Origin of the sequence: Streptococcus sp. 2154, from assembly GCF_013277255.1 — a bacterium.
Classification (GTDB): Bacteria; Bacillota; Bacilli; order Lactobacillales; family Streptococcaceae; genus Streptococcus; species Streptococcus pseudopneumoniae.
The window spans coordinates 12,929-30,761 of sequence record NZ_VMMK01000029.1; the positions used below are offsets into that span (position 1 = coordinate 12,929).

A 17,833-nucleotide genomic window follows, 5' to 3' on the forward strand; every position below is an offset into this window, starting at 1 on the left:
AAAAATATTTTAAAGAAAAACAAAGGAGATAAAACGATGAAAAAAGTTTTATTGACAAGCGCAGTCGCTCTTGCAGCATTTGGTGCTGTACAAGCTGTTTCAGCTGATACAGCAACTTTTAGTGAGGCTAATGTTCAAACATTGCCAAATGCTAAACCTGCAGCTGATGAGAGAACAGAACCAAGTGCAGAAGTTTCTAAACTCTTTAAAGAAGCAGCAGAAGCAGCAGAAGCAGCAGCTAAACGTGGAGAAGAAGCAAGTGGTAAAGTTAATACTACTGAAAATGGTGATTTGACTATTGATGATATTAAGTCTCACCTTGCATCTCAACAATCTCAACAATCTAATAAACAAAGAGTTGTTACCGATAGATATGTTAAGGTTTATGATAAAGAAGGTAATGAACTGAAACTTGATGGTAAAGCAGTTGAGATTAAGTATGAAAAATCAGCTAAAAGTACTGTTGAAGTTAAAACTAAACGTGGAACATATAAATTAACAGTTCGAGTACAAAATGGTAAAGCAACCCTTTTGGAAATTCCTCAACTAGTAGCTTCTGCTGAAAAACCAGCTGCTCAAGCAGCATGGGTTCAATCAGGTTCTCGCTGGTGGTACAAACACGCTGATGGTTCTTACACAACTAATGGTTGGGAAAAAATCAATGGCACTTGGTACTATTTCGACCAAGCTGGTTGGATGACAACTGGTTGGGTTAAAGACAATGGTACTTGGTACTACCTAAACGACAACGGTTCAATGGCAACTGGTTGGGTTAAAGATAACGGTACTTGGTACTACTTGAAATCATCAGGTGCAATGGCAACTGGTTGGTATCAAGTTGGTGGTAAATGGTACTACTCATACGCGTCAGGAGCTCTTGCAGTTAATACAACTGTAGATGGTTATAAAGTAAACCACAACGGTGAGTGGGTTAAATAATCCAAGATAATTTAAAACTAGGAGAGTTCTCTCCTAGTTTTTTTGCTCTTTGTTAGCTATAGGGGTAGAGTTTTTGGCATTTTCCTTGCAACTCCGTCTATTGGTTAGAAGAAAATAAAAAGTGAACAAGACGATATTTCAGTCGTAACCGCCTAATAACGAAGTATATTGAAAAATCTCCAGCCTAGAGAACTCACGGATAGTTCCTAATCTGGAGATTTCTTATTTGCACTTTTCTTGTACAACTTTAGTCCATGGTAAATCAGCCTCTAAAACCTCTTTGTTTACGAGAGTTTCCTCGTTCGGAAGACATTCTAGAAGATAGGATAGCTATTTCTCACTATTTAATTGATGACGTTTAGCTGTTTCCAACAAGCTCATAATAATAGCTCTTGCTTTAGCTCCTTCAAAACTTTGAGAAAACAACCACCCTCGCTTTTTAAAATTTAGCTTAGGCTAAAAGAGTCCACTGGACTCTTTTACTACGTCCCATAACCAATGATTTAATGGCGCGTTCAGCTAGATTATTGGAAAGGACCAGATGCCCGTCTTTCAAAATGGCCTTAAAGGTTTCTTCATACTTGAGACTGTATTCAATTGCCCTTCCTAGTTTTGAACCAGGTAAAACTGACTGACGCCGACACCAAGCAAAGAAGTCTTCCATTAGGGGTTGGAGCTCTTCTTGACGTTTCTGTAGTCGTTCATCAGCTGGCAAAGCATGCAATCGCTTTTCACCTGCTTTTAAGGCCTAGTTTAAGACTAAGTTAGAACAAGGAAAACATTACAATGTAGCCATCATCCACCTTGCAAAAAAACTTATCCGAACCATGTTTTATCTCCTAAAAAAGAGCTACCATTTGACGAACAAAAAGTGATGTAATTTCTGAAATTAACACAAGATTACCTTTGAAAAAAATGGACTTTTTCAAGGGATTTTTGCCGTGCTCTAAAATCATCGCTAAATCATCAAATTGAAATAAGAAATATTTTAGATAAACTATTGACTTTTCTTATAGTTTGTCTTTCATTATAGCACATTTTTAAATCTAAGTTTACTAGTTTCAATGCTTCTATCTATTTATTCGGGAAAAAGTTTGAAAAATACTTGCTCTAGCTCTTCCCAATGGTATTTTTTGATTCTTTCCTTTATAATGGGTGTATGGATAAGAAAAAATTATTATTGATTGATGGGTCTTCTGTTGCTTTTCGGGCGTTTTTTGCACTCTATCAGCAGTTGGACCGTTTTAAGAATGCGGCTGGTTTGCATACCAATGCCATTTATGGTTTCCAGTTGATGTTGAGCCATTTGTTGGAGCGGGTGGAGCCTAGTCATATTTTGGTGGCTTTTGATGCGGGAAAGACGACCTTCCGGACAGAGATGTATGCGGACTATAAGGGTGGTCGGGCTAAGACTCCTGATGAGTTTCGTGAGCAATTTCCTTTCATTCGTGAGTTGCTGGATCATATGGGGATTCGTCACTATGAGCTGGCTCAGTATGAGGCGGATGACATCATTGGGACGCTGGATAAGCTAGCTGAGCAGGATGGTTTTGATATTACCATTGTCAGTGGGGACAAGGATTTGATTCAGCTGACGGATGAGCATACGGTGGTTGAAATTTCCAAGAAAGGTGTAGCTGAGTTTGAGGCCTTTACGCCAGATTATCTCATGGAAAAGATGGGCATTACACCGACGCAGTTTATCGATCTCAAGGCGCTTATGGGAGATAAGTCGGATAATATCCCTGGGGTGACCAAAATCGGTGAAAAGACGGGTATCAAGCTCTTGCTGGAGCATGGTTCGCTTGAGGGAATTTATGAAAATATTGATGGGATGAAGGCTTCTAAGATGAAGGAAAACCTTATCAATGATAAGGAACAGGCCTTTTTATCTAAAACACTGGCGACCATTGATACCAAGGCACCGATTGAGATTGGTTTAGAGGATTTGGTCTATAGTGGTCCAGATGTGGAAAATCTTGGAAAATTCTACGATGAGATGGGCTTCAAACAGCTCAAGCAGGCTTTAAATGTGTCGTCAGCTGATGTGGCTGAGAGCTTGGATTTTACTATTGTTGACCAAATCAGTCAAGATATGCTGTGTGAAGAGTCTATCTTCCATTTTGAGCTTTTTGGTGAAAATTACCATACGGACGATTTGGTTGGTTTTGCTTGGTCTTGTGGGGATAAGCTTTATGCTACAGACAAGCTTGAGCTGTTGCAAGAGTCGATTTTCAAGGACTTCTTAGAAAAAACACCTTTGAGAGTTTATGACTTTAAGAAAGCTAAAGTTCTCTTGCATCGTTTGGGTGTGGATTTGCAGGCGCCTGCTTTTGACAGCCGTTTGGCTAAATACCTCCTTTCGACTGTGGAGGACAATGAAATTGCGACCATCGCTAGTCTTTATGGTCAGACTTATTTAGTTGATGATGAAACCTTCTACGGTAAGGGAGTCAAGAAGGCCATTCCTGAACGTGAGAAATTCTTGGACCATTTGGCTCGTAAGCTTGCCGTTTTGGTCGAAACAGAGCCTATTTTGCTTGAAAAACTCAGCGAAAATGGGCAGTTAGAGCTTCTTTATGATATAGAGCAACCTCTGGCTTTTGTCCTTGCCAAGATGGAAATTGCTGGGATTAAGGTTAAAAAAGAAACCTTGCTTGAAATGCAGGCTGAAAATGAGCTTGTCATTGAAAAACTCACTCAGGAGATTTATGAACTGGCTGGTGAGGAGTTTAATATCAACTCTCCTAAGCAGTTGGGAGTGCTTCTCTTTGAGAAATTGGGGCTTCCTCTCGAGTATACTAAGAAAACTAAGACAGGTTATTCGACTGCCGTGGATGTCTTGGAGCGTCTAGCTCCGATTGCACCAATCGTTAAGAAAATTCTCGACTATCGTCAGATTGCTAAGATTCAATCGACTTATGTGATTGGCTTGCAGGACTGGATTTTGGCTGATGGCAAGATTCATACTCGTTATGTGCAGGATTTGACCCAGACCGGGCGTTTGTCTAGTGTGGATCCAAACTTGCAAAACATTCCTGTGCGTTTGGAACAAGGGCGCTTGATTCGGAAGGCTTTTGTGCCTGAGTGGGGGGATAGTGTGCTGCTCAGCTCGGACTATTCACAGATTGAATTGCGCGTTTTGGCGCATATTTCTAAGGATGAGCACTTGATTAAGGCTTTCCAAGAGGGGGCAGATATCCATACTTCGACAGCCATGCGGGTCTTTGGCATTGAGCGTCCTGAGGATGTGACTGCAAACGACCGTCGAAATGCCAAGGCTGTCAACTTTGGAGTGGTTTACGGCATTTCAGATTTTGGTTTGTCTAATAATCTGGGCATCAGCCGTAAGGAGGCCAAAGCCTACATTGATACCTACTTTGAACGCTTCCCAGGTATTAAAAACTACATGGATGAAGTGGTGCGTGAGGCGCGTGATAAGGGCTATGTGGAGACCCTCTTCAAGCGTCGTCGTGAGTTGCCAGATATCAATTCGCGCAACTTCAATATTCGTGGTTTCGCAGAGCGGACTGCCATCAACTCTCCTATCCAAGGTTCGGCGGCAGATATTCTCAAGATTGCCATGATCCAGCTGGATAAAGCCTTGATTGCAGGTGCCTATCAGACTAAGATGCTGTTACAAGTGCACGATGAAATCGTCCTTGAAGTTCCTAAATCGGAGCTGGCAGAGATGAAAAAATTGGTCAAACAAACCATGGAAGAAGCCATTCAACTCAGTGTTCCCCTCATCGCAGATGAAAATGAAGGGGCAACCTGGTACGAGGCTAAATAAAAAGGGGGCTAGTCCTCCTTTTTTGTAGTAGAATTATGCAAGCCTTTTCAAATTGTGCTATACTGATGAAAAAGGAGGATTTCTATGAGTCAAGAATTTATCAATCCAAGTGATGGTGTGATTCGTCAGTATCTAGCAACGAGTAAAACCCTTGCTGTTGTGGGCTTGTCAGACCGTGAAGAAACAACTAGCAATCGAGTGACCAAGGAAATGCAGGCTCGGGGTTATAAAATCATCCCAGTCAATCCCAAGGTGGCAGGTGGCGAAATATTGGGTGAAAAGGCTTATGCTAGTCTAGCTGAGATTCCTTTTCCTGTAGATATTGTCAATGTTTACCGTCGCAGCGAGTTTCTGCCTGATGTGGCGCGTGATTTTCTCAAAGCTGATGCCAAGATTTTTTGGGCACAGCTAGGACTTGAAAGTCTAGAAGCGGAAGAAATCTTGCGTGCTGGTGGATGTGATGACATCGTGATGAATCGTTGCATCAAGAGAGAACATACACGCTTAATTGAGGAAGCATAAGAAAAGGTAGCTGGTGGGCTACCTTTTGTGTTATACTCAATAAAAATCAAAGAGCAAACTAGGAAACTAGTCGCAGGCTGCTCAAAACACAGTTTTGANNCATATATACGGCAAGGCGACGTTGACGTGGTTTGAAGAGATTTTCGAAGAGTATTAGAAAATGCCGATAAGGGTCTGCATACCAAGACTGGTGAGGATGATGGCAATCCAGCAGATGGCTCCGAGAACAATGGATTTTCCGCTGGATTTGACCATAGCGACCAGATTTGTTTTGAGTCCGATAGCACTCATGGCCATGACAATAAGGAATTTAGAGAGTTGTTTGAGTGGGGTAAAGAAACTACTGGACACACCTAGAGAGGTGAGTAGTGTAGTGAGGAGAGAGGCAAGGATAAAGTAAAGGATAAAAAGTGGGAAGACTTTTTTCAGTTGTAGGCTTTGCTTGTTTTCTTGTTGGCGACTTTGCCAGTAGGATAGAAAGAGCGTGATAGGGATAATGGCCAAAGTACGTGTGAGTTTAACAATGGTTGCAGACTCGAGGGTATTGCTTTGGTAAAGACTGTCCCAAGCGCTGGCGGCAGCCGTTACAGAGGAAGTATCGTTGACCGCAGTCCCTGCAAAGAGGGCGAAGCCTTCATTGGATAGATGAAGCCAGGTGCCGAGGGTTGGAAAGATGAGTGCAGCCAAGACATTGAAGAAAAAGATAACGGAAATGGATTGGGCTACTTCCTTTTCCTTGGCATGGATAACGGGCGCTGTCGCAGCAATGGCAGAACCCCCACAGATGGAAGAACCTACTCCAACCAAGGTAGCCAGTTTTGTATCCAGTGCAAAGAAGCGCTGGAAGAAGTAGGCAATAATCAGAGCTATTGAGATAGTGGACAGGATGACAGGGAGTGAAGATTGCCCAACTGCGAAGACTTGCGAGATATTGAGACCAAAACCAAGCAAGACAACGGCATATTGGAGCAATTTCTTGGAACTAAAGGTCAATCCAGCATCCAGTTGTTTATAGGACGAGAGAAAGGGATGTAGGAGCATGCCCATAAAAATCGCAAAAACAGGCGCGCCAATAACAGGGAAGAATCCTCCTAAGTACCAAGATACGATTGAAATGAGAAGGCAGGCAAAGATACCTGCTCCATTTTTTGATAGAAATGACATAAAAACCTCCAAATAAAATCTCTTACCATTATAGACCTATAAACAGGAAAAGTAAAATAAAAAGTGGAAAGCTATTCTATCATGTATTTTTGCGGTCGGGGGTTTTTTGTAGTATAATAGAGATACGTTTTGAAAGTAGGAGATATCTATGGATTTAACTAAGCGCTTTAATAAACAGTTAGATAAGATTCAAGTTTCGTTGATTCGTCAGTTTGACCAGGCTATTTCTGAGATTCCTGGGGTTTTGCGTTTGACCTTGGGGGAACCTGATTTTACAACGCCAGATCATGTCAAGGAGGCGGCCAAGCGAGCGATTGACCAGAACCAATCCTACTATACAGGGATGAGTGGTTTGCTGACTCTACGTCAGGCGGCCAGTGATTTTGTTAAGGAAAAGTATCAACTGGACTATGCTCCTGAAAATGAAATCTTGGTTACAATTGGGGCGACAGAGGCTCTATCTGCGACTTTGACGGCTATTTTGGAAGAGGGAGACAAGGTGCTCTTGCCAGCTCCTGCTTATCCGGGTTATGAACCAATTGTCAATCTAGTTGGGGCAGAGATTGTTGAGATTGACACAACTGAAAATGGTTTTGTCTTGACTCCTGAAATGTTGGAGAAGGCCATTTTGGAGCAAGGTGACAAGCTCAAGGCGGTTATTCTCAACTATCCAGCTAATCCGACAGGAATTACTTATAGTCGGGAGCAGTTGGAGGCCTTAGCAGCTGTTTTACGCAAGTACGAAATTTTTGTTGTCTGTGATGAGGTCTACTCAGAATTGACCTACACAGGGGAAGCCCATGTGTCTCTAGGAACGATGTTGAGAGACCAGGCTATCATTATCAATGGTTTGTCTAAATCGCATGCCATGACAGGTTGGCGTTTGGGTCTGATTTTTGCTCCTGCAGCCTTCACAGCCCAGTTAATCAAAAGTCACCAGTATCTGGTTACTGCCGCAAATACTATGGCTCAACACGCTGCGGTGGAAGCTTTGACGGCTGGTAAAAACGATGCGGAGCCTATGAAGAAGGAATATATCCAGCGTCGTGATTATATTATCGAGAAAATGACTGCTCTTGGTTTTGAGATTATCAAACCAGACGGTGCCTTCTATATCTTTGCTAAGATTCCAGCGGGCTACAACCAAGACTCCTTTGCCTTTCTAAAGGATTTTGCTCAGAAGAAGGCCGTTGCCTTTATTCCTGGAGCTGCCTTTGGGCGTTACGGGGAAGGTTATGTGCGTCTGTCTTATGCGGCTAGCATGGAGACGATCAAAGAAGCCATGAAACGGCTTGAGGAGTATATGAGAGAAGCATGATTCAGTCTATCACGAGTCAAGGCTTGGTGCTCTACAATCGCAATTTTCGGGAGGATGATAAGCTAGTCAAGATTTTTACAGAGCAGGCTGGTAAGCGCATGTTTTTCGTCAAACACGCTGGCCAGTCTAAGCTGGCGCCTGTTATTCAGCCCTTGGTGCTGGCTCGATTTCTCTTACGAATCAATGATGACGGGCTTAGCTACATTGAGGACTATCATGAGGTGATGACTTTTCCCAAGATCAATAGCGATCTCTTTGTCATGGCTTATGCGACCTATGTGGCAGCTCTTGCAGATGCTAGTTTGCAGGATAATCAGCAAGATGCTCCCTTGTTTGCTTTTTTGCAAAAGACTTTGGAGTTGATGGAAGAGGGTTTGGATTATCAAGTTTTGACCAATATTTTTGAAATTCAAATCTTGACTCGATTTGGGATCAGCCTTAATTTTAATGAGTGTGTCTTTTGCCATCGGGTCGGTCAGGCTTTTGACTTTTCTTTCAAATATGGAGCCTGCCTCTGTTCAGAGCATTATCATGAGGATGAGAGACGTTGCCATCTCAATCCCAATATCCCTTATCTGCTCAATCAATTTCAAGCCATTGATTTTGAGACTTTGGAGGCCATTTCGCTCAAGCCCGAAATCAAGCAAGAGCTACGCCAATTTATGGATCAACTCTACGAAGAGTACGTTGGGATTCACCTAAAATCAAAGAAATTTATTGATTCCCTATCCGACTGGGGACAATTACTAAAAGAGGAAAAGAAATGAAAAAAATCGCAGTAGATGCCATGGGAGGCGATTACGCACCTCAAGCCATCGTTGAGGGTGTCAATCAAGCCCTAGCTGACTTTTCAGATATTGAAGTTCAACTCTACGGAGATGAAGCTAAAATCAAGCAATATCTGACAGCGACAGAGCGCGTCAGCATTATCCATACGGATGAAAAGATTGATTCAGACGATGAACCTACGAGAGCTATTCGGAAGAAGAAAAATGCCAGTATGGTATTGGCGGCCAAGGCTGTCAAAGAAGGAGAAGCAGACGCTGTTCTCTCGGCTGGGAATACAGGTGCCTTGTTGGCGGCAGGATTCTTCATCGTGGGTCGTATCAAGAACATCGATCGTCCTGGACTTATGTCGACTTTGCCGACTGTAGATGGGAAGGGGTTTGACATGCTGGACCTCGGTGCCAATGCAGAAAATACAGCCCAGCACCTCCATCAATATGCGGTTCTAGGTTCTTTCTATGCTAAAAATGTCCGTGGCATTGCGCAACCACGTGTTGGCTTACTTAACAATGGAACAGAGAGTAGCAAGGGTGACCCGCTTCGTAAGGAAACTTACGAATTACTAGCAGCTGATGAAAGTTTGAACTTTATCGGAAACGTGGAAGCACGTGATTTGATGAATGGCGTTGCGGATGTTGTCGTGGCAGATGGTTTCACGGGAAACGCTGTGCTCAAATCCATCGAAGGGACAGCCATGGGAATCATGGGATTGCTCAAGACAGCTATTACAGGTGGTGGTCTTCGAGCGAAACTAGGCGCACTCCTTCTCAAGGATAGCCTCAGAGGTTTGAAAAAACAGCTCAACTACTCAGATGTTGGTGGAGCGGTCTTGTTTGGTGTCAAGGCACCTGTTGTCAAGACTCATGGCTCAAGCGATGCCAAGGCTGTTTATAGTACGATTCGCCAGATTCGTACCATGCTAGAAACAGACGTAGTTGCCCAGACTGCGCGTGAATTTTCAGGAGAATAAAAGAGATGACAGAAAAAGAAATTTTTGACCGTATTGTAACCATTATCCAAGAGCGACAGGGAGAGGACTTTGTCGTGACAGAATCCTTGAGTCTGAAAGACGATTTGGATGCTGACTCAGTTGACTTGATGGAGTTTATCTTGACACTGGAAGATGAATTTAATATCGAAATCAGCGACGAAGAAATTGACCAACTCCAAAGTGTAGGAGATGTTGTTAAAATCATTCAAGCAAAATAGAAATCGGAGTTCCAAGGCATTTGCTTTGGAATTTTTTATTTGGCTTAATACTCTTCGAAAATCTCTTCAAACCATGTCAGCTCTATCTGCCACCTCAAAACAGTGTTTTGAGCAACCTGCGGCTAGCTTCCTAGTTTGCTCTTTGATTTTCATTGAGTATAAGTGACCGTTTAGGAACAGATTTAGTCTTTCTAGGGACAGTAGAAATCTGAGGACAAATAAGGGATATAATGGAGTCAGAAAAAATCAATCTCCAAAAAGGAGAAAAGAAAGGATTTTTATGATGAAAAAATATCTTTATTCTAGTTTGTTAGTTCTTGCAGGAGGCGTTCTCCTAGCAAATACTACGGTAGCCTATGCTGATTCCCCATCAGCAAGTGAGAAAGAAGCGATTGCTCAATTAGTTAATCAAGGCAAGATAAAAGCTGAAGAAGCTGATCAAGTAAAATTGATTGGTTTTGAAGATAAAGAAACCCAAGCAGAGGGAAATCAAGAGAAGAAAGCTTTCAATCAATATCGTGATCCGAAAGGAACATGGATGCAAACCAATGGTAAATGGTGGTTTAAATACGGTTCAGGTGGGTATGCTAAAAATTGGGAACAATTAGATGGCAAGTGGTACTATTTTGATGACCAAGGATGGATGAAAGAAAATACTTGGATTCAACCTGATGGTAATTATTACTACTTATCTGCTAGTGGTGCTATGGTCACTGGTTATCAACGTGTGAATGGTACACCATACTTCTTTAGAGCCAGTGGTGTATGGGTAGAAAATCGTGGACAGGCACTTGGTGAATACGCAGAGACATTTGTAGGAAAAATCCCATATGTTTGGGGTGGGGCAGATTTGAATAGTGGCGTAGATTGCTCAGGATTTACGATGGCTATTCATGCTAAGTTTGATATTAGTATTCCTAGAGTAACCTATGGTCAAGCAACAGGAGGAAGCTATATAAGTAATGGTTCTCAACAAGCTGGAGATTTGATTTTGTATAATAGTGAAGAGACAAATGACCATGTAGGTATTTATGTTGGTGGTGGAAAGGTAGTTCATGCTCCATATCCAGGTCAATATGTTTCTTATATGAATCAATACGGTATTACTCAAAATACAATTCGTAGATATTGGTAATATTGTCTAATTTTTCACAATATTATTGACTTTGACAATGAAAAGTATTAGAATATAGCTAAATAAAGAGGGGAAGCCCTCTTATAGCTATTCAATAAAGGAGGAAATGGCTATGAAAAAATCTAAACTACTTACACTTGGTTTGCTTGCAGGTGCTGGTCTACTTTTGTCTATCAACCAAGCACAGGCTGCAGATACTTGGGTTAAAAATGGTGCTGACTGGAATCTTTCACAAGATGGCAGTCTAGCTAAGGATAAATGGGTACAAAATGCTGGGTCATGGTATCACTTCGACATCACTGGTAAAATGCAGACAGGTTGGCTCAAAGACGGTAACACTTGGTATTCGCTCGCAGATAGTGGCGCTATGCGTACTGGCTGGTACAAGGAAGGTAGCACATGGTACTCACTAGCAGATAGTGGCGCTATGCGTACTGGCTGGTACAAGGAAGGTAGCACATGGTACTCACTAGCAGATAGTGGCGCCATGCGTACAGGTTGGTACAAAGAAGGGTCTACATGGTACTATCTTCATTTTAGTGGTTCTATGATGACAGGTTGGGAGTTCATAGATGGTAAATGGTCTTACTTTGAAAAATCAGGTGCTATGGTTGCAGATAGAGCTGTTCTAGCCAGTGATGGGGAAAGTTATGTCATTGGTAAGGATGGCTATCTAGCAAATAGAAAAGATGCTGGATACAGTATTCATGATATTGTCAAACTTGGAGATGGGCAAGAATATTTGCTAAATGCTAAAGGTGACGATGTTATTATTGAAAAAAATGCTTGGTATATCAGACCAGAGTTCAAGAAGTTTTCTAATAAATATGGAGATGAGGTTGCAAATACTACCTTAGCTTTAGTGGATAATAAAGAAGAAGGACAAGAAATTGATCCTAAGGCAGTTTTACAGAACTTCCAAAACTTACCAAATCGCTACTACTTTGATGAAAATGGACATCGTGTGATTAATATCCCAGCAATGACAACCTATTCAGAGATTAAAAAAGTTGGCAATGATGTCTATTTAGAACATCCAGGTGCACGACTTCGTCTTGGAGCTACCCACTTTACAATCAATAACAATAAACTATACTATTTAGAAAATGAGCAAGGTAAGCTCAAAACAGGTTACTTTGTATTGATTGATGATGGTATGGCTACAACCCACTATCACATCCTAGCCTATGCGGATCAATCTGGTGAAATTCTTAAGATGAAACGCTTGCCATCAGGAGTTTCAGATTATCTGGATAAAGAAATCGATGGTTTATATGGTGAAAAAATTAAAATTGAATCTCCACACTCAAACGAATATTATAAAGTGGTTGTGGTTAAATAAAAATAACATCTTCACAACTAATCGTTAACGCTCTAACCAATATACCATTTTCAGGAGGCTTTAGATTTCTTGTATTTTAAAAGGAAACTAAAGCCTTTTGTAGATGGAGCAGGGGATAGAGTTATCTATAAAATAATGAAAAGGAGTCTGTCATGGAAATGAAAAATACATTTGTAGAATTGGAACAATTTGAAGAGTTAACTCCAGAGGTTTTGGAAGAAGTGAATGGTGGAGGGATTTTTGAAGATACCGTAAAATGGTGCGATAAATTATTTAGTACGGGTAGACACTTTGCTTAAATTCACAGTATTCGTTAGAGATTAGATTTATTTATGATTATTTTAGAATTCTTAGTTTCTGTGCTATATATACTGTTGGTAGTCGTTTCAACCATGGTTCCTACTATTTATTTGGGTGCTCAAATTTCCCCAGAATTTTATAAAAAACGTTATTGGGTCCTTGTATTTTTAATTAGTTTATCTGCTCGCCAAACATTTGGAGAATTATTTCATATAGGAATCATTCTCTTCTTTTACTGTATTTTTTTACTAGTATTGCACAAGGGAAAAGGGGAAGCTTTTTTTCTTTCTCTGTATCTTTTTCTCTTCTTTCAAAGTATTCGTTATTTATTTTTGACAATTTGGATTCGTGTATTATCTGGTGAGCCTTGTTGTTTTGTAGATTCGTTTTCCACTTTATATAGATCTGTATTTGATTTATTATCAATATTTCTATGTTCTACAATTATGAAACGTTGTTCTTTGGATTTGGATTTATTCTTTTCAGATGCTTTCAAAACCCACTATTATAAGAGTTTTTTCATTATCCTACCTCTGACTGGATTTAGGATATTCTCTTCGTTTATGACCAATAGAAATAGTTCGTTCTACGTTCGTTTTGATACGACCATTTCTCTCCTGATTTTCATTCTCTTTTTCTCTTGGCTCTTTTACATCAAGCATTTGGAGCAGGTTTATCGTGATGAGCAGACCATTCAGAGACAGGAAGATGAAAATCGTTCCTTGCAAGGAATGGTGGATAAGTTGGGACATCTCTATGATGAGGTTCGAGGTTTCCGTCATGATTTTGCGGGAATTGTCGCCAGCATGGAGCCTGCCATAGCAAATCAAGACATGGCTGAGGTATCTACCATTTATCAAGATGTCTTTCTAAAGACTAATGAAAAGCTGAGGAAGGCGGATTACACGGCCTTTAATCTTCACAATATCCATGATATAGCTATTCGCAATACCTTGGCAAAAGCCATGATTGTGGCAGATAAGCAGGGAATTCATTTTAGTTTGGAGACGGTGGGGGTTGTCGAAGAGCTGGCATTGCCTATGTTGGAGGCTATCCGTATCCTCTCTATCCTCACGACAAATGCTTTAGAAGCAGCCAGTGAGGCTGAAAATCCGCAGATTCGGGTTGCTTTATTGGCAGGTGATAGGAGTGTCCGTTTTATCATTGAAAACACTCGTAAGAAAGAAGAACTGAATCCCAGTATTCTCAGTCAAAAGGGTTACTCTACCAAGGATAACCACAGTGGACTGGGCTTGGCAACCTTGGAGGACATGGTTTTTCATTATGATTTAAACTTAGATACCCAGCTAGGAGAGACGACTTTTAGACAAGATTTAGAATTGCCATTTAAGGATGAGAAACGAGGGGGAGAGGAATGAGAATTTTAGTTTTGGAAGACGATAGAGTCCAGCAAGGACGGATAGAGCAGACTTTACTAGATATCGGTCGCTCTCGCAATTTAAGATTGGAAATTGATATTGCCAAAAACTATGGGGATGTTGAAAAGTATTCTCAGTATTTTGACCATTACCAGCTCTATTTATTAGATTTAGAGATTGATGGAGAGCGTGAACGGGGCTTTCAGGTTGCTCAACAGGTTCGGGAGCGGGATCCTTTTACAAGCATTGTCTTTGTGTCCACGCACTCGGAGGCCTTACCTCTAGCTTTTCGCTACCACTTGTCTGCCTTGGATTTTATTTCCAAGGATCAGCCAGAGGCGGACTACTGTCATCAGCTGGAGCGCTGTCTGGACTATGTACTGGCAGTAGATAAGAGGGAAAATATGCGTCTCTTTACCTATAGTTTTGAGGGAAGACGGGGCTTCACTCTGCCCTACCATGAAATTTTAGCCTTTGAAACTTCAGTGGAATCCCATCGTATCAAGGTCTATTATGCCAATCATTCTATCAAGACCATTTATGGCAGTCTCAAGGATATCGCTGCCAAGGCTGAAAAAGATTACTTTGTCTATGCCAATCGCAATACGTTAGTCAGTTTACAGGCTATTGAAGAGATGACTGCCACAGAAGTGACCTTGTTAGAAGGCTTGCATTTCCCCGTATCACGAACAGCCAGAAGAACCCTTAAAAAATATCTTAATGTCTAATATCTGTTAGATTTGAATGAGTTTATCAATAAGAATATCGGAAAATTTTCTGATATTCTTATTTTTTGACTTCTTTTTCGAATAGATAAGTAAGAGGAAAAGAAAAGGAGTTTGCTTCATGTATCTACCGATTTTCTATTCATGGTATATTAAATTATTTTTCAAATAAAATTTAATTTAGTTGTACATTTTCGAAATTTTTTTCGAATAGATAAGTAAGAGGAAAAAGAAAGGAGTTTGCTTTATGTATCTACCAATTTTCTATTCATGGTTCATTAAATTATTTTTTAAATAAAATTTAATTTAGTTGTACATTTTTGAAATTTTTTTCGAATAGATAAGTGAGAAGAAAAAGAAAGGAATAAAATAATGAAAGAACATTATTACGGATTTGTTGAGCTAACTTCGGAAGAATTGACCGATATTCAAGGTGGAGAAAATTGGACGAAGACCCTTGTAGATTGGTACATTGGATTTCGTAGAGGTTTTGGTTTTTAGGAGGATAAGAGATGAATGAAATGAATGATCAGTATACTATTGAAGTATTAAAGGAAAGCGACTTAGCCTTGCTGGTGGGTGGTAGTGAGGCAAGTTACCAACATGGTTTAATGGTGGGGTTCATTTTACGTCGTGCGTTATTTGGATTCTAAGATAATATTTAGAGAGTGAAGCTTACCTACAACAATGAACAGAATATATGAAAAAGGAAATACAAATAACTACCTTTTTCAATTGTTAAGAATCAAAAAAGGAGAATAAGATGGAACAAATTAAAAATATGGAAAATAATTTTCATGTAATGAGTCATGAGGAATTGGCCGATGTAGAAGGAGGCTTGCTATTTGGTCTGGTAGTAGTTGGAGGAGTCGCAATTGCAGGAACATTTTTATTGGGTGCGGTAGATGGTGCTTCAGGAGCACATGCTAAGCGTCGTGGACGTTAACAGGGAAGGAAGAGCGCTGATGGAACGCATAATAGAAAGTTGGATTACTAGGGTAGAGAATTTTTACAGTTTGCAGTCAATTCCTGTGAAAGTATTCATTTTCATAGTTGGAGTAGTTGGGATTTATGCTTTAGGGACATTACTTTTAGGACCGGTTTATTGGGCGGGGCAGAAGTTTGGCGAAACAATTTACAATTATTTGTTTCAATAAAAAATTATAGATAAAGAGGAACAGACATAATGAATATGATAAAAATTGAAGAAAAATTTACAAGTCTTACAGAAAAAGATTTGGCAACAGTAGAGGGTGGTCGAGTGTCATGGAGAGGTAATATTAACATCGATGTCCACAAAGTGATTGATAGTACGGGAAGATTTTTCGGTGGTATCTATAATGCTGGTAGATCATTTGGGCGAAATGTTTACAATGCATTTTATTAATATAGTTTATTAAAATGAATATCATATATTATATTTTTGAATTCGTTTTCGAATAGATAAATAAGAGGAATACAGGGAATGATTATTTCAGTAATTCAAGATTTGGATGAAACAATTTAATAAACACTGCTATACCAAACTTGTCAAGTTTGCAACAAGACAAGCATTAAAATAAAAAAGGAGGCATTCGTTATGAATACAAAAACGATGTCACAATTTGAAATTATGGATACTGAGATACTTGCTTGCCTTGAAGGTGGCGGATGCAATTGGGGAGATTTTGCCAAAGCAGGTGTTGGAGGAGGAGCAGCACGAGGTCTTCAGCTAGGAATTAAAACAGGAACATGGCAAGGTGCAGCAACTGGTGCTGCGGGAGGAGCTATATTTGGAGGTGTGGCCTATGCAGCGACATGTTGGTGGTAATTATGGATTTTAAAAGTTTTATTATTGGTTTAGTAGTTGGTATATTTGGTCCCTATATGGATGATCTAATTAGAAAAAAATTTTTAAAGTCTTCGGAGAAGAAAACAGAAAAATTTGTCAAAAAATAATCAAAACGATAAATGATGAATCTGATTCAAAATTATCTTGCACATGTAAAGAGGACCATCTCTCCTCTTATCAGGTAAATAGGAATCTTGCAGTAGCGAATCAAAAAAGGAGTAACTATGAATCGTAATTTAGAACGGTGTTATCTATTCTGACTATGAATAGATCATACCAGAGGTGGCTTATAAATAGCGGGGACATTAGAAATTGAAGTAACTTTAAATAGGATGTCGTAAATGTTGCTATCAATGATTTATTTGTCCCAAGCTTGCCTAGGGTGTCAGTAAAAAATCAATTTCCTTTCAAAATAGCATATTTTTAGTAGGTAGGACGTTTGTTCTGCCTATTTTTTGCTAAAAAGTGCAGTTGAAGTGTCTATTTGCATCATTTGGAGTTTTACATGTATTTTTGATAAAAAATAGGTATAGAAATTAGGAAAGTTGAAGAAAAGGAATGAAGGAGGTCTTAGTTTGTGATTTTTTACATACTTTTAAGGCTTGATGAACCAGTTTGAACTAATATATAATTGCTAGAAATTGAATACACTACTCCTTGAGGGCATTTTGCCCTTTTTTATATTTTACAATAAGTGTAAAAGGAGAGTTTTTATGCGTTACGGTTATGTTCGAGTATCTACAAGAGAACAAAATATTGATAGGCAATTTTCAGCATTGGTAGAAAACAAATTATCAAAAGAGAATATTTTTATTGATTACGTTTCAGGAAAAGATTTTGACAGAATGGAATATCAAAAATTATTAACTACCTTGAAAGAAAATGATGAATTGGTTATTAAATCAATTGATAGGTTGGGAAGAAACTATGATGAAATTTTAGAACAATGGCAATCGATTACTAAGAAAAAGAAAGTAAATATAACTGTTTTAGATTTCCCCTTATTAAATACAAAGAATAGCAATGATAATATCACAGGAAAACTAATCTCCGATATCGTTTTACAAGTCCTATCTTATGTGGCACAGTTTGAAAGAGAACAAATCAAACAAAGACAAATGGAAGGAATACGGGAAGCACAGAAAAAAGGGAAGAAATTCGGCAGACCAAAATTGGTTGTTCCGAATAATCTCCCTGATGTGATAGCTCAATATAAGAAAAAAGAAATAACCTTACGAGAAGGTGCAGACATCTTAGGAGTATCAAAAAGCACCTTTCACAATTGGATAAAAAATTCATAATTCTTGTCAAAAAACCTAGGATTTTTTGGACAGAAAATACAGTCTATTTTAGAAGCGTTTTCGTTAGAAAAAAGGTTCTAAAATCCAGC

The 17,833-nt window shown here is 39.7% G+C and carries 21 protein-coding genes and 1 pseudogene; 20 read left to right on the forward strand and 2 right to left on the reverse strand.

All coding sequences use genetic code 11. The features are described 5' to 3' along the window. Positions 1-36: 36 nt before the first annotated feature. A complete protein-coding gene (locus HT693_RS12245) occupies positions 37-939 on the forward strand; it encodes an N-acetylmuramoyl-L-alanine amidase family protein (protein ID WP_138705017.1) in 903 nt (300 codons plus the stop codon). Between the two features lie 222 nt (positions 940-1,161). On the opposite strand, the pseudogene HT693_RS12370 reads toward HT693_RS12245, so the two are convergent. Continuing rightward, positions 1,162-1,654 (reverse strand): annotated as a pseudogene (locus HT693_RS12370) (IS66 family transposase); the annotation flags it as partial. 444 nt (positions 1,655-2,098) lie between these two features. Between HT693_RS12370 and polA the strand changes: the two are divergent. Continuing rightward, positions 2,099-4,732, forward strand: a complete 2,634-nt coding sequence (gene polA / locus HT693_RS05245; protein WP_172924984.1) for a DNA polymerase I — start codon at positions 2,099-2,101, stop codon at positions 4,730-4,732. 84 nt (positions 4,733-4,816) lie between these two features. Beyond that, complete coding sequence (locus HT693_RS05250) at positions 4,817-5,254, forward strand: CoA-binding protein (RefSeq protein ID WP_000076488.1); 438 nt, start codon at positions 4,817-4,819, stop codon at positions 5,252-5,254. Positions 5,255-5,407: 153 nt separating this feature from the next. Here HT693_RS05250 and HT693_RS05255 read toward each other — a convergent pair whose 3' ends face one another. Beyond that, positions 5,408-6,418, reverse strand: coding sequence for a YeiH family protein (locus HT693_RS05255; protein ID WP_172924986.1), 1,011 nt, complete (start codon positions 6,416-6,418; stop codon positions 5,408-5,410). A gap of 148 nt (positions 6,419-6,566) precedes the next feature. Between HT693_RS05255 and HT693_RS05260 the strand changes: the two genes are divergently transcribed. The 17 genes from HT693_RS05260 (at position 6,567) to HT693_RS05335 (ending at position 17,744) form a co-directional block, all read left to right on the forward strand. Beyond that, positions 6,567-7,736, forward strand: coding sequence for a pyridoxal phosphate-dependent aminotransferase (locus HT693_RS05260; RefSeq protein ID WP_000366342.1), 1,170 nt, complete (start codon positions 6,567-6,569; stop codon positions 7,734-7,736). Continuing rightward, a complete protein-coding gene (recO, locus tag HT693_RS05265) occupies positions 7,733-8,503 on the forward strand; it encodes a DNA repair protein RecO (RefSeq protein WP_172924988.1) in 771 nt (256 codons plus the stop codon). The genes HT693_RS05260 and recO overlap by 4 nt, the downstream gene beginning before the upstream one ends. Then, positions 8,500-9,492: a phosphate acyltransferase PlsX gene (gene plsX / locus HT693_RS05270; RefSeq protein WP_023932889.1), complete on the forward strand. Its 993-nt coding sequence runs from the start codon at positions 8,500-8,502 to the stop codon at positions 9,490-9,492. Before recO ends, plsX begins: the two co-directional genes overlap by 4 nt. A 5-nt stretch (positions 9,493-9,497) precedes the next feature. Beyond that, entirely contained in the window at positions 9,498-9,731 is a 234-nt protein-coding gene (locus HT693_RS05275) for an acyl carrier protein (protein WP_000136445.1), read from the forward strand. A 283-nt stretch (positions 9,732-10,014) separates the two neighbouring features. After that, the gene (locus HT693_RS05280; protein ID WP_225261102.1) at positions 10,015-10,866 is read left to right on the forward strand and encodes a C40 family peptidase; all 852 of its coding nucleotides are present in this window, start codon (positions 10,015-10,017) and stop codon (positions 10,864-10,866) included. A gap of 112 nt (positions 10,867-10,978) precedes the next feature. Further along, positions 10,979-12,208: an N-acetylmuramoyl-L-alanine amidase family protein gene (locus tag HT693_RS05285; RefSeq protein WP_138705019.1), complete on the forward strand. Its 1,230-nt coding sequence runs from the start codon at positions 10,979-10,981 to the stop codon at positions 12,206-12,208. A 152-nt stretch (positions 12,209-12,360) separates the two neighbouring features. Beyond that, a complete protein-coding gene (locus tag HT693_RS05290; protein WP_000425303.1) occupies positions 12,361-12,507 on the forward strand; it encodes a smi_0057.1 family bacteriocin-like peptide in 147 nt (48 codons plus the stop codon). Positions 12,508-13,071: 564 nt separating this feature from the next. Beyond that, positions 13,072-13,887: a GHKL domain-containing protein gene (locus HT693_RS11940; RefSeq protein WP_007285090.1), complete on the forward strand. Its 816-nt coding sequence runs from the start codon at positions 13,072-13,074 to the stop codon at positions 13,885-13,887. Beyond that, positions 13,884-14,615 carry a response regulator transcription factor gene (locus HT693_RS05300; protein WP_001221866.1) on the forward strand — a complete coding sequence of 244 codons (732 nt, stop codon included), beginning with the start codon at positions 13,884-13,886 and terminating at the stop codon, positions 14,613-14,615. Before HT693_RS11940 ends, HT693_RS05300 begins: the two co-directional genes overlap by 4 nt. A gap of 369 nt (positions 14,616-14,984) precedes the next feature. Beyond that, on the forward strand, positions 14,985-15,113 hold the full coding sequence (locus HT693_RS05305; protein WP_000658221.1) for a smi_0059.1 family bacteriocin-like peptide: 129 nt from the start codon (positions 14,985-14,987) through the stop codon (positions 15,111-15,113). A gap of 11 nt (positions 15,114-15,124) precedes the next feature. Beyond that, positions 15,125-15,265: a hypothetical protein gene (locus HT693_RS05310; protein ID WP_171035972.1), complete on the forward strand. Its 141-nt coding sequence runs from the start codon at positions 15,125-15,127 to the stop codon at positions 15,263-15,265. A 110-nt stretch (positions 15,266-15,375) separates the two neighbouring features. Then, entirely contained in the window at positions 15,376-15,558 is a 183-nt protein-coding gene (locus HT693_RS05315) for a class IIb bacteriocin, lactobin A/cerein 7B family (protein ID WP_000435077.1), read from the forward strand. A gap of 19 nt (positions 15,559-15,577) precedes the next feature. Next, positions 15,578-15,769 (forward strand): hypothetical protein, encoded by a 192-nt coding sequence (locus HT693_RS05320; protein WP_000439598.1) that lies wholly within the window; start codon positions 15,578-15,580, stop codon positions 15,767-15,769. A gap of 29 nt (positions 15,770-15,798) precedes the next feature. Then, the gene (locus tag HT693_RS05325; protein WP_001055966.1) at positions 15,799-15,999 is read left to right on the forward strand and encodes an SPPN_00645 family bacteriocin-like peptide; all 201 of its coding nucleotides are present in this window, start codon (positions 15,799-15,801) and stop codon (positions 15,997-15,999) included. 192 nt (positions 16,000-16,191) lie between these two features. Then, entirely contained in the window at positions 16,192-16,422 is a 231-nt protein-coding gene (gene blpU / locus HT693_RS05330) for a bacteriocin-like peptide BlpU (protein WP_001093485.1), read from the forward strand. A 2-nt stretch (positions 16,423-16,424) separates the two neighbouring features. Further along, entirely contained in the window at positions 16,425-16,550 is a 126-nt protein-coding gene (locus HT693_RS12375) for a PncF family bacteriocin immunity protein (RefSeq protein WP_007284823.1), read from the forward strand. Positions 16,551-17,156: 606 nt separating this feature from the next. After that, positions 17,157-17,744 (forward strand): recombinase family protein, encoded by a 588-nt coding sequence (locus tag HT693_RS05335; protein WP_138705020.1) that lies wholly within the window; start codon positions 17,157-17,159, stop codon positions 17,742-17,744. The last annotated feature ends 89 nt before the right edge of the window (positions 17,745-17,833 follow it).

Excerpts from the sequence above, each read along its gene's own strand:
- blpU (WP_001093485.1), top strand. The coding sequence starts at position 16,192 with ATGAATACAAAAACGATGTCACAATTTGAAATTATGGATACTGAGATA.
- HT693_RS05325 (WP_001055966.1), top strand. The coding sequence starts at position 15,799 with ATGAATATGATAAAAATTGAAGAAAAATTTACAAGTCTTACAGAAAAA.
- HT693_RS05315 (WP_000435077.1), top strand. The coding sequence starts at position 15,376 with ATGGAACAAATTAAAAATATGGAAAATAATTTTCATGTAATGAGTCAT.
- HT693_RS12375 (WP_007284823.1), top strand. The coding sequence starts at position 16,425 with ATGGATTTTAAAAGTTTTATTATTGGTTTAGTAGTTGGTATATTTGGT.
- HT693_RS05260 (WP_000366342.1), top strand. The coding sequence starts at position 6,567 with ATGGATTTAACTAAGCGCTTTAATAAACAGTTAGATAAGATTCAAGTT.
- HT693_RS05305 (WP_000658221.1), top strand. The coding sequence starts at position 14,985 with ATGAAAGAACATTATTACGGATTTGTTGAGCTAACTTCGGAAGAATTG.
- plsX (WP_023932889.1), top strand. The coding sequence starts at position 8,500 with ATGAAAAAAATCGCAGTAGATGCCATGGGAGGCGATTACGCACCTCAA.
- polA (WP_172924984.1), top strand. The coding sequence starts at position 2,099 with ATGGATAAGAAAAAATTATTATTGATTGATGGGTCTTCTGTTGCTTTT.
- HT693_RS05310 (WP_171035972.1), top strand. The coding sequence starts at position 15,125 with ATGAATGAAATGAATGATCAGTATACTATTGAAGTATTAAAGGAAAGC.
- HT693_RS05300 (WP_001221866.1), top strand. The coding sequence starts at position 13,884 with ATGAGAATTTTAGTTTTGGAAGACGATAGAGTCCAGCAAGGACGGATA.
- HT693_RS05320 (WP_000439598.1), top strand. The coding sequence starts at position 15,578 with ATGGAACGCATAATAGAAAGTTGGATTACTAGGGTAGAGAATTTTTAC.
- HT693_RS12245 (WP_138705017.1), top strand. The coding sequence starts at position 37 with ATGAAAAAAGTTTTATTGACAAGCGCAGTCGCTCTTGCAGCATTTGGT.
- HT693_RS05285 (WP_138705019.1), top strand. The coding sequence starts at position 10,979 with ATGAAAAAATCTAAACTACTTACACTTGGTTTGCTTGCAGGTGCTGGT.
- HT693_RS11940 (WP_007285090.1), top strand. The coding sequence starts at position 13,072 with ATGACCAATAGAAATAGTTCGTTCTACGTTCGTTTTGATACGACCATT.
- HT693_RS05255 (WP_172924986.1), bottom strand. The coding sequence starts at position 6,418 with ATGTCATTTCTATCAAAAAATGGAGCAGGTATCTTTGCCTGCCTTCTC.
- recO (WP_172924988.1), top strand. The coding sequence starts at position 7,733 with ATGATTCAGTCTATCACGAGTCAAGGCTTGGTGCTCTACAATCGCAAT.
- HT693_RS05275 (WP_000136445.1), top strand. The coding sequence starts at position 9,498 with ATGACAGAAAAAGAAATTTTTGACCGTATTGTAACCATTATCCAAGAG.
- HT693_RS05250 (WP_000076488.1), top strand. The coding sequence starts at position 4,817 with ATGAGTCAAGAATTTATCAATCCAAGTGATGGTGTGATTCGTCAGTAT.
- HT693_RS05280 (WP_225261102.1), top strand. The coding sequence starts at position 10,015 with ATGAAAAAATATCTTTATTCTAGTTTGTTAGTTCTTGCAGGAGGCGTT.
- HT693_RS05335 (WP_138705020.1), top strand. The coding sequence starts at position 17,157 with ATGCGTTACGGTTATGTTCGAGTATCTACAAGAGAACAAAATATTGAT.
- HT693_RS05290 (WP_000425303.1), top strand. The coding sequence starts at position 12,361 with ATGGAAATGAAAAATACATTTGTAGAATTGGAACAATTTGAAGAGTTA.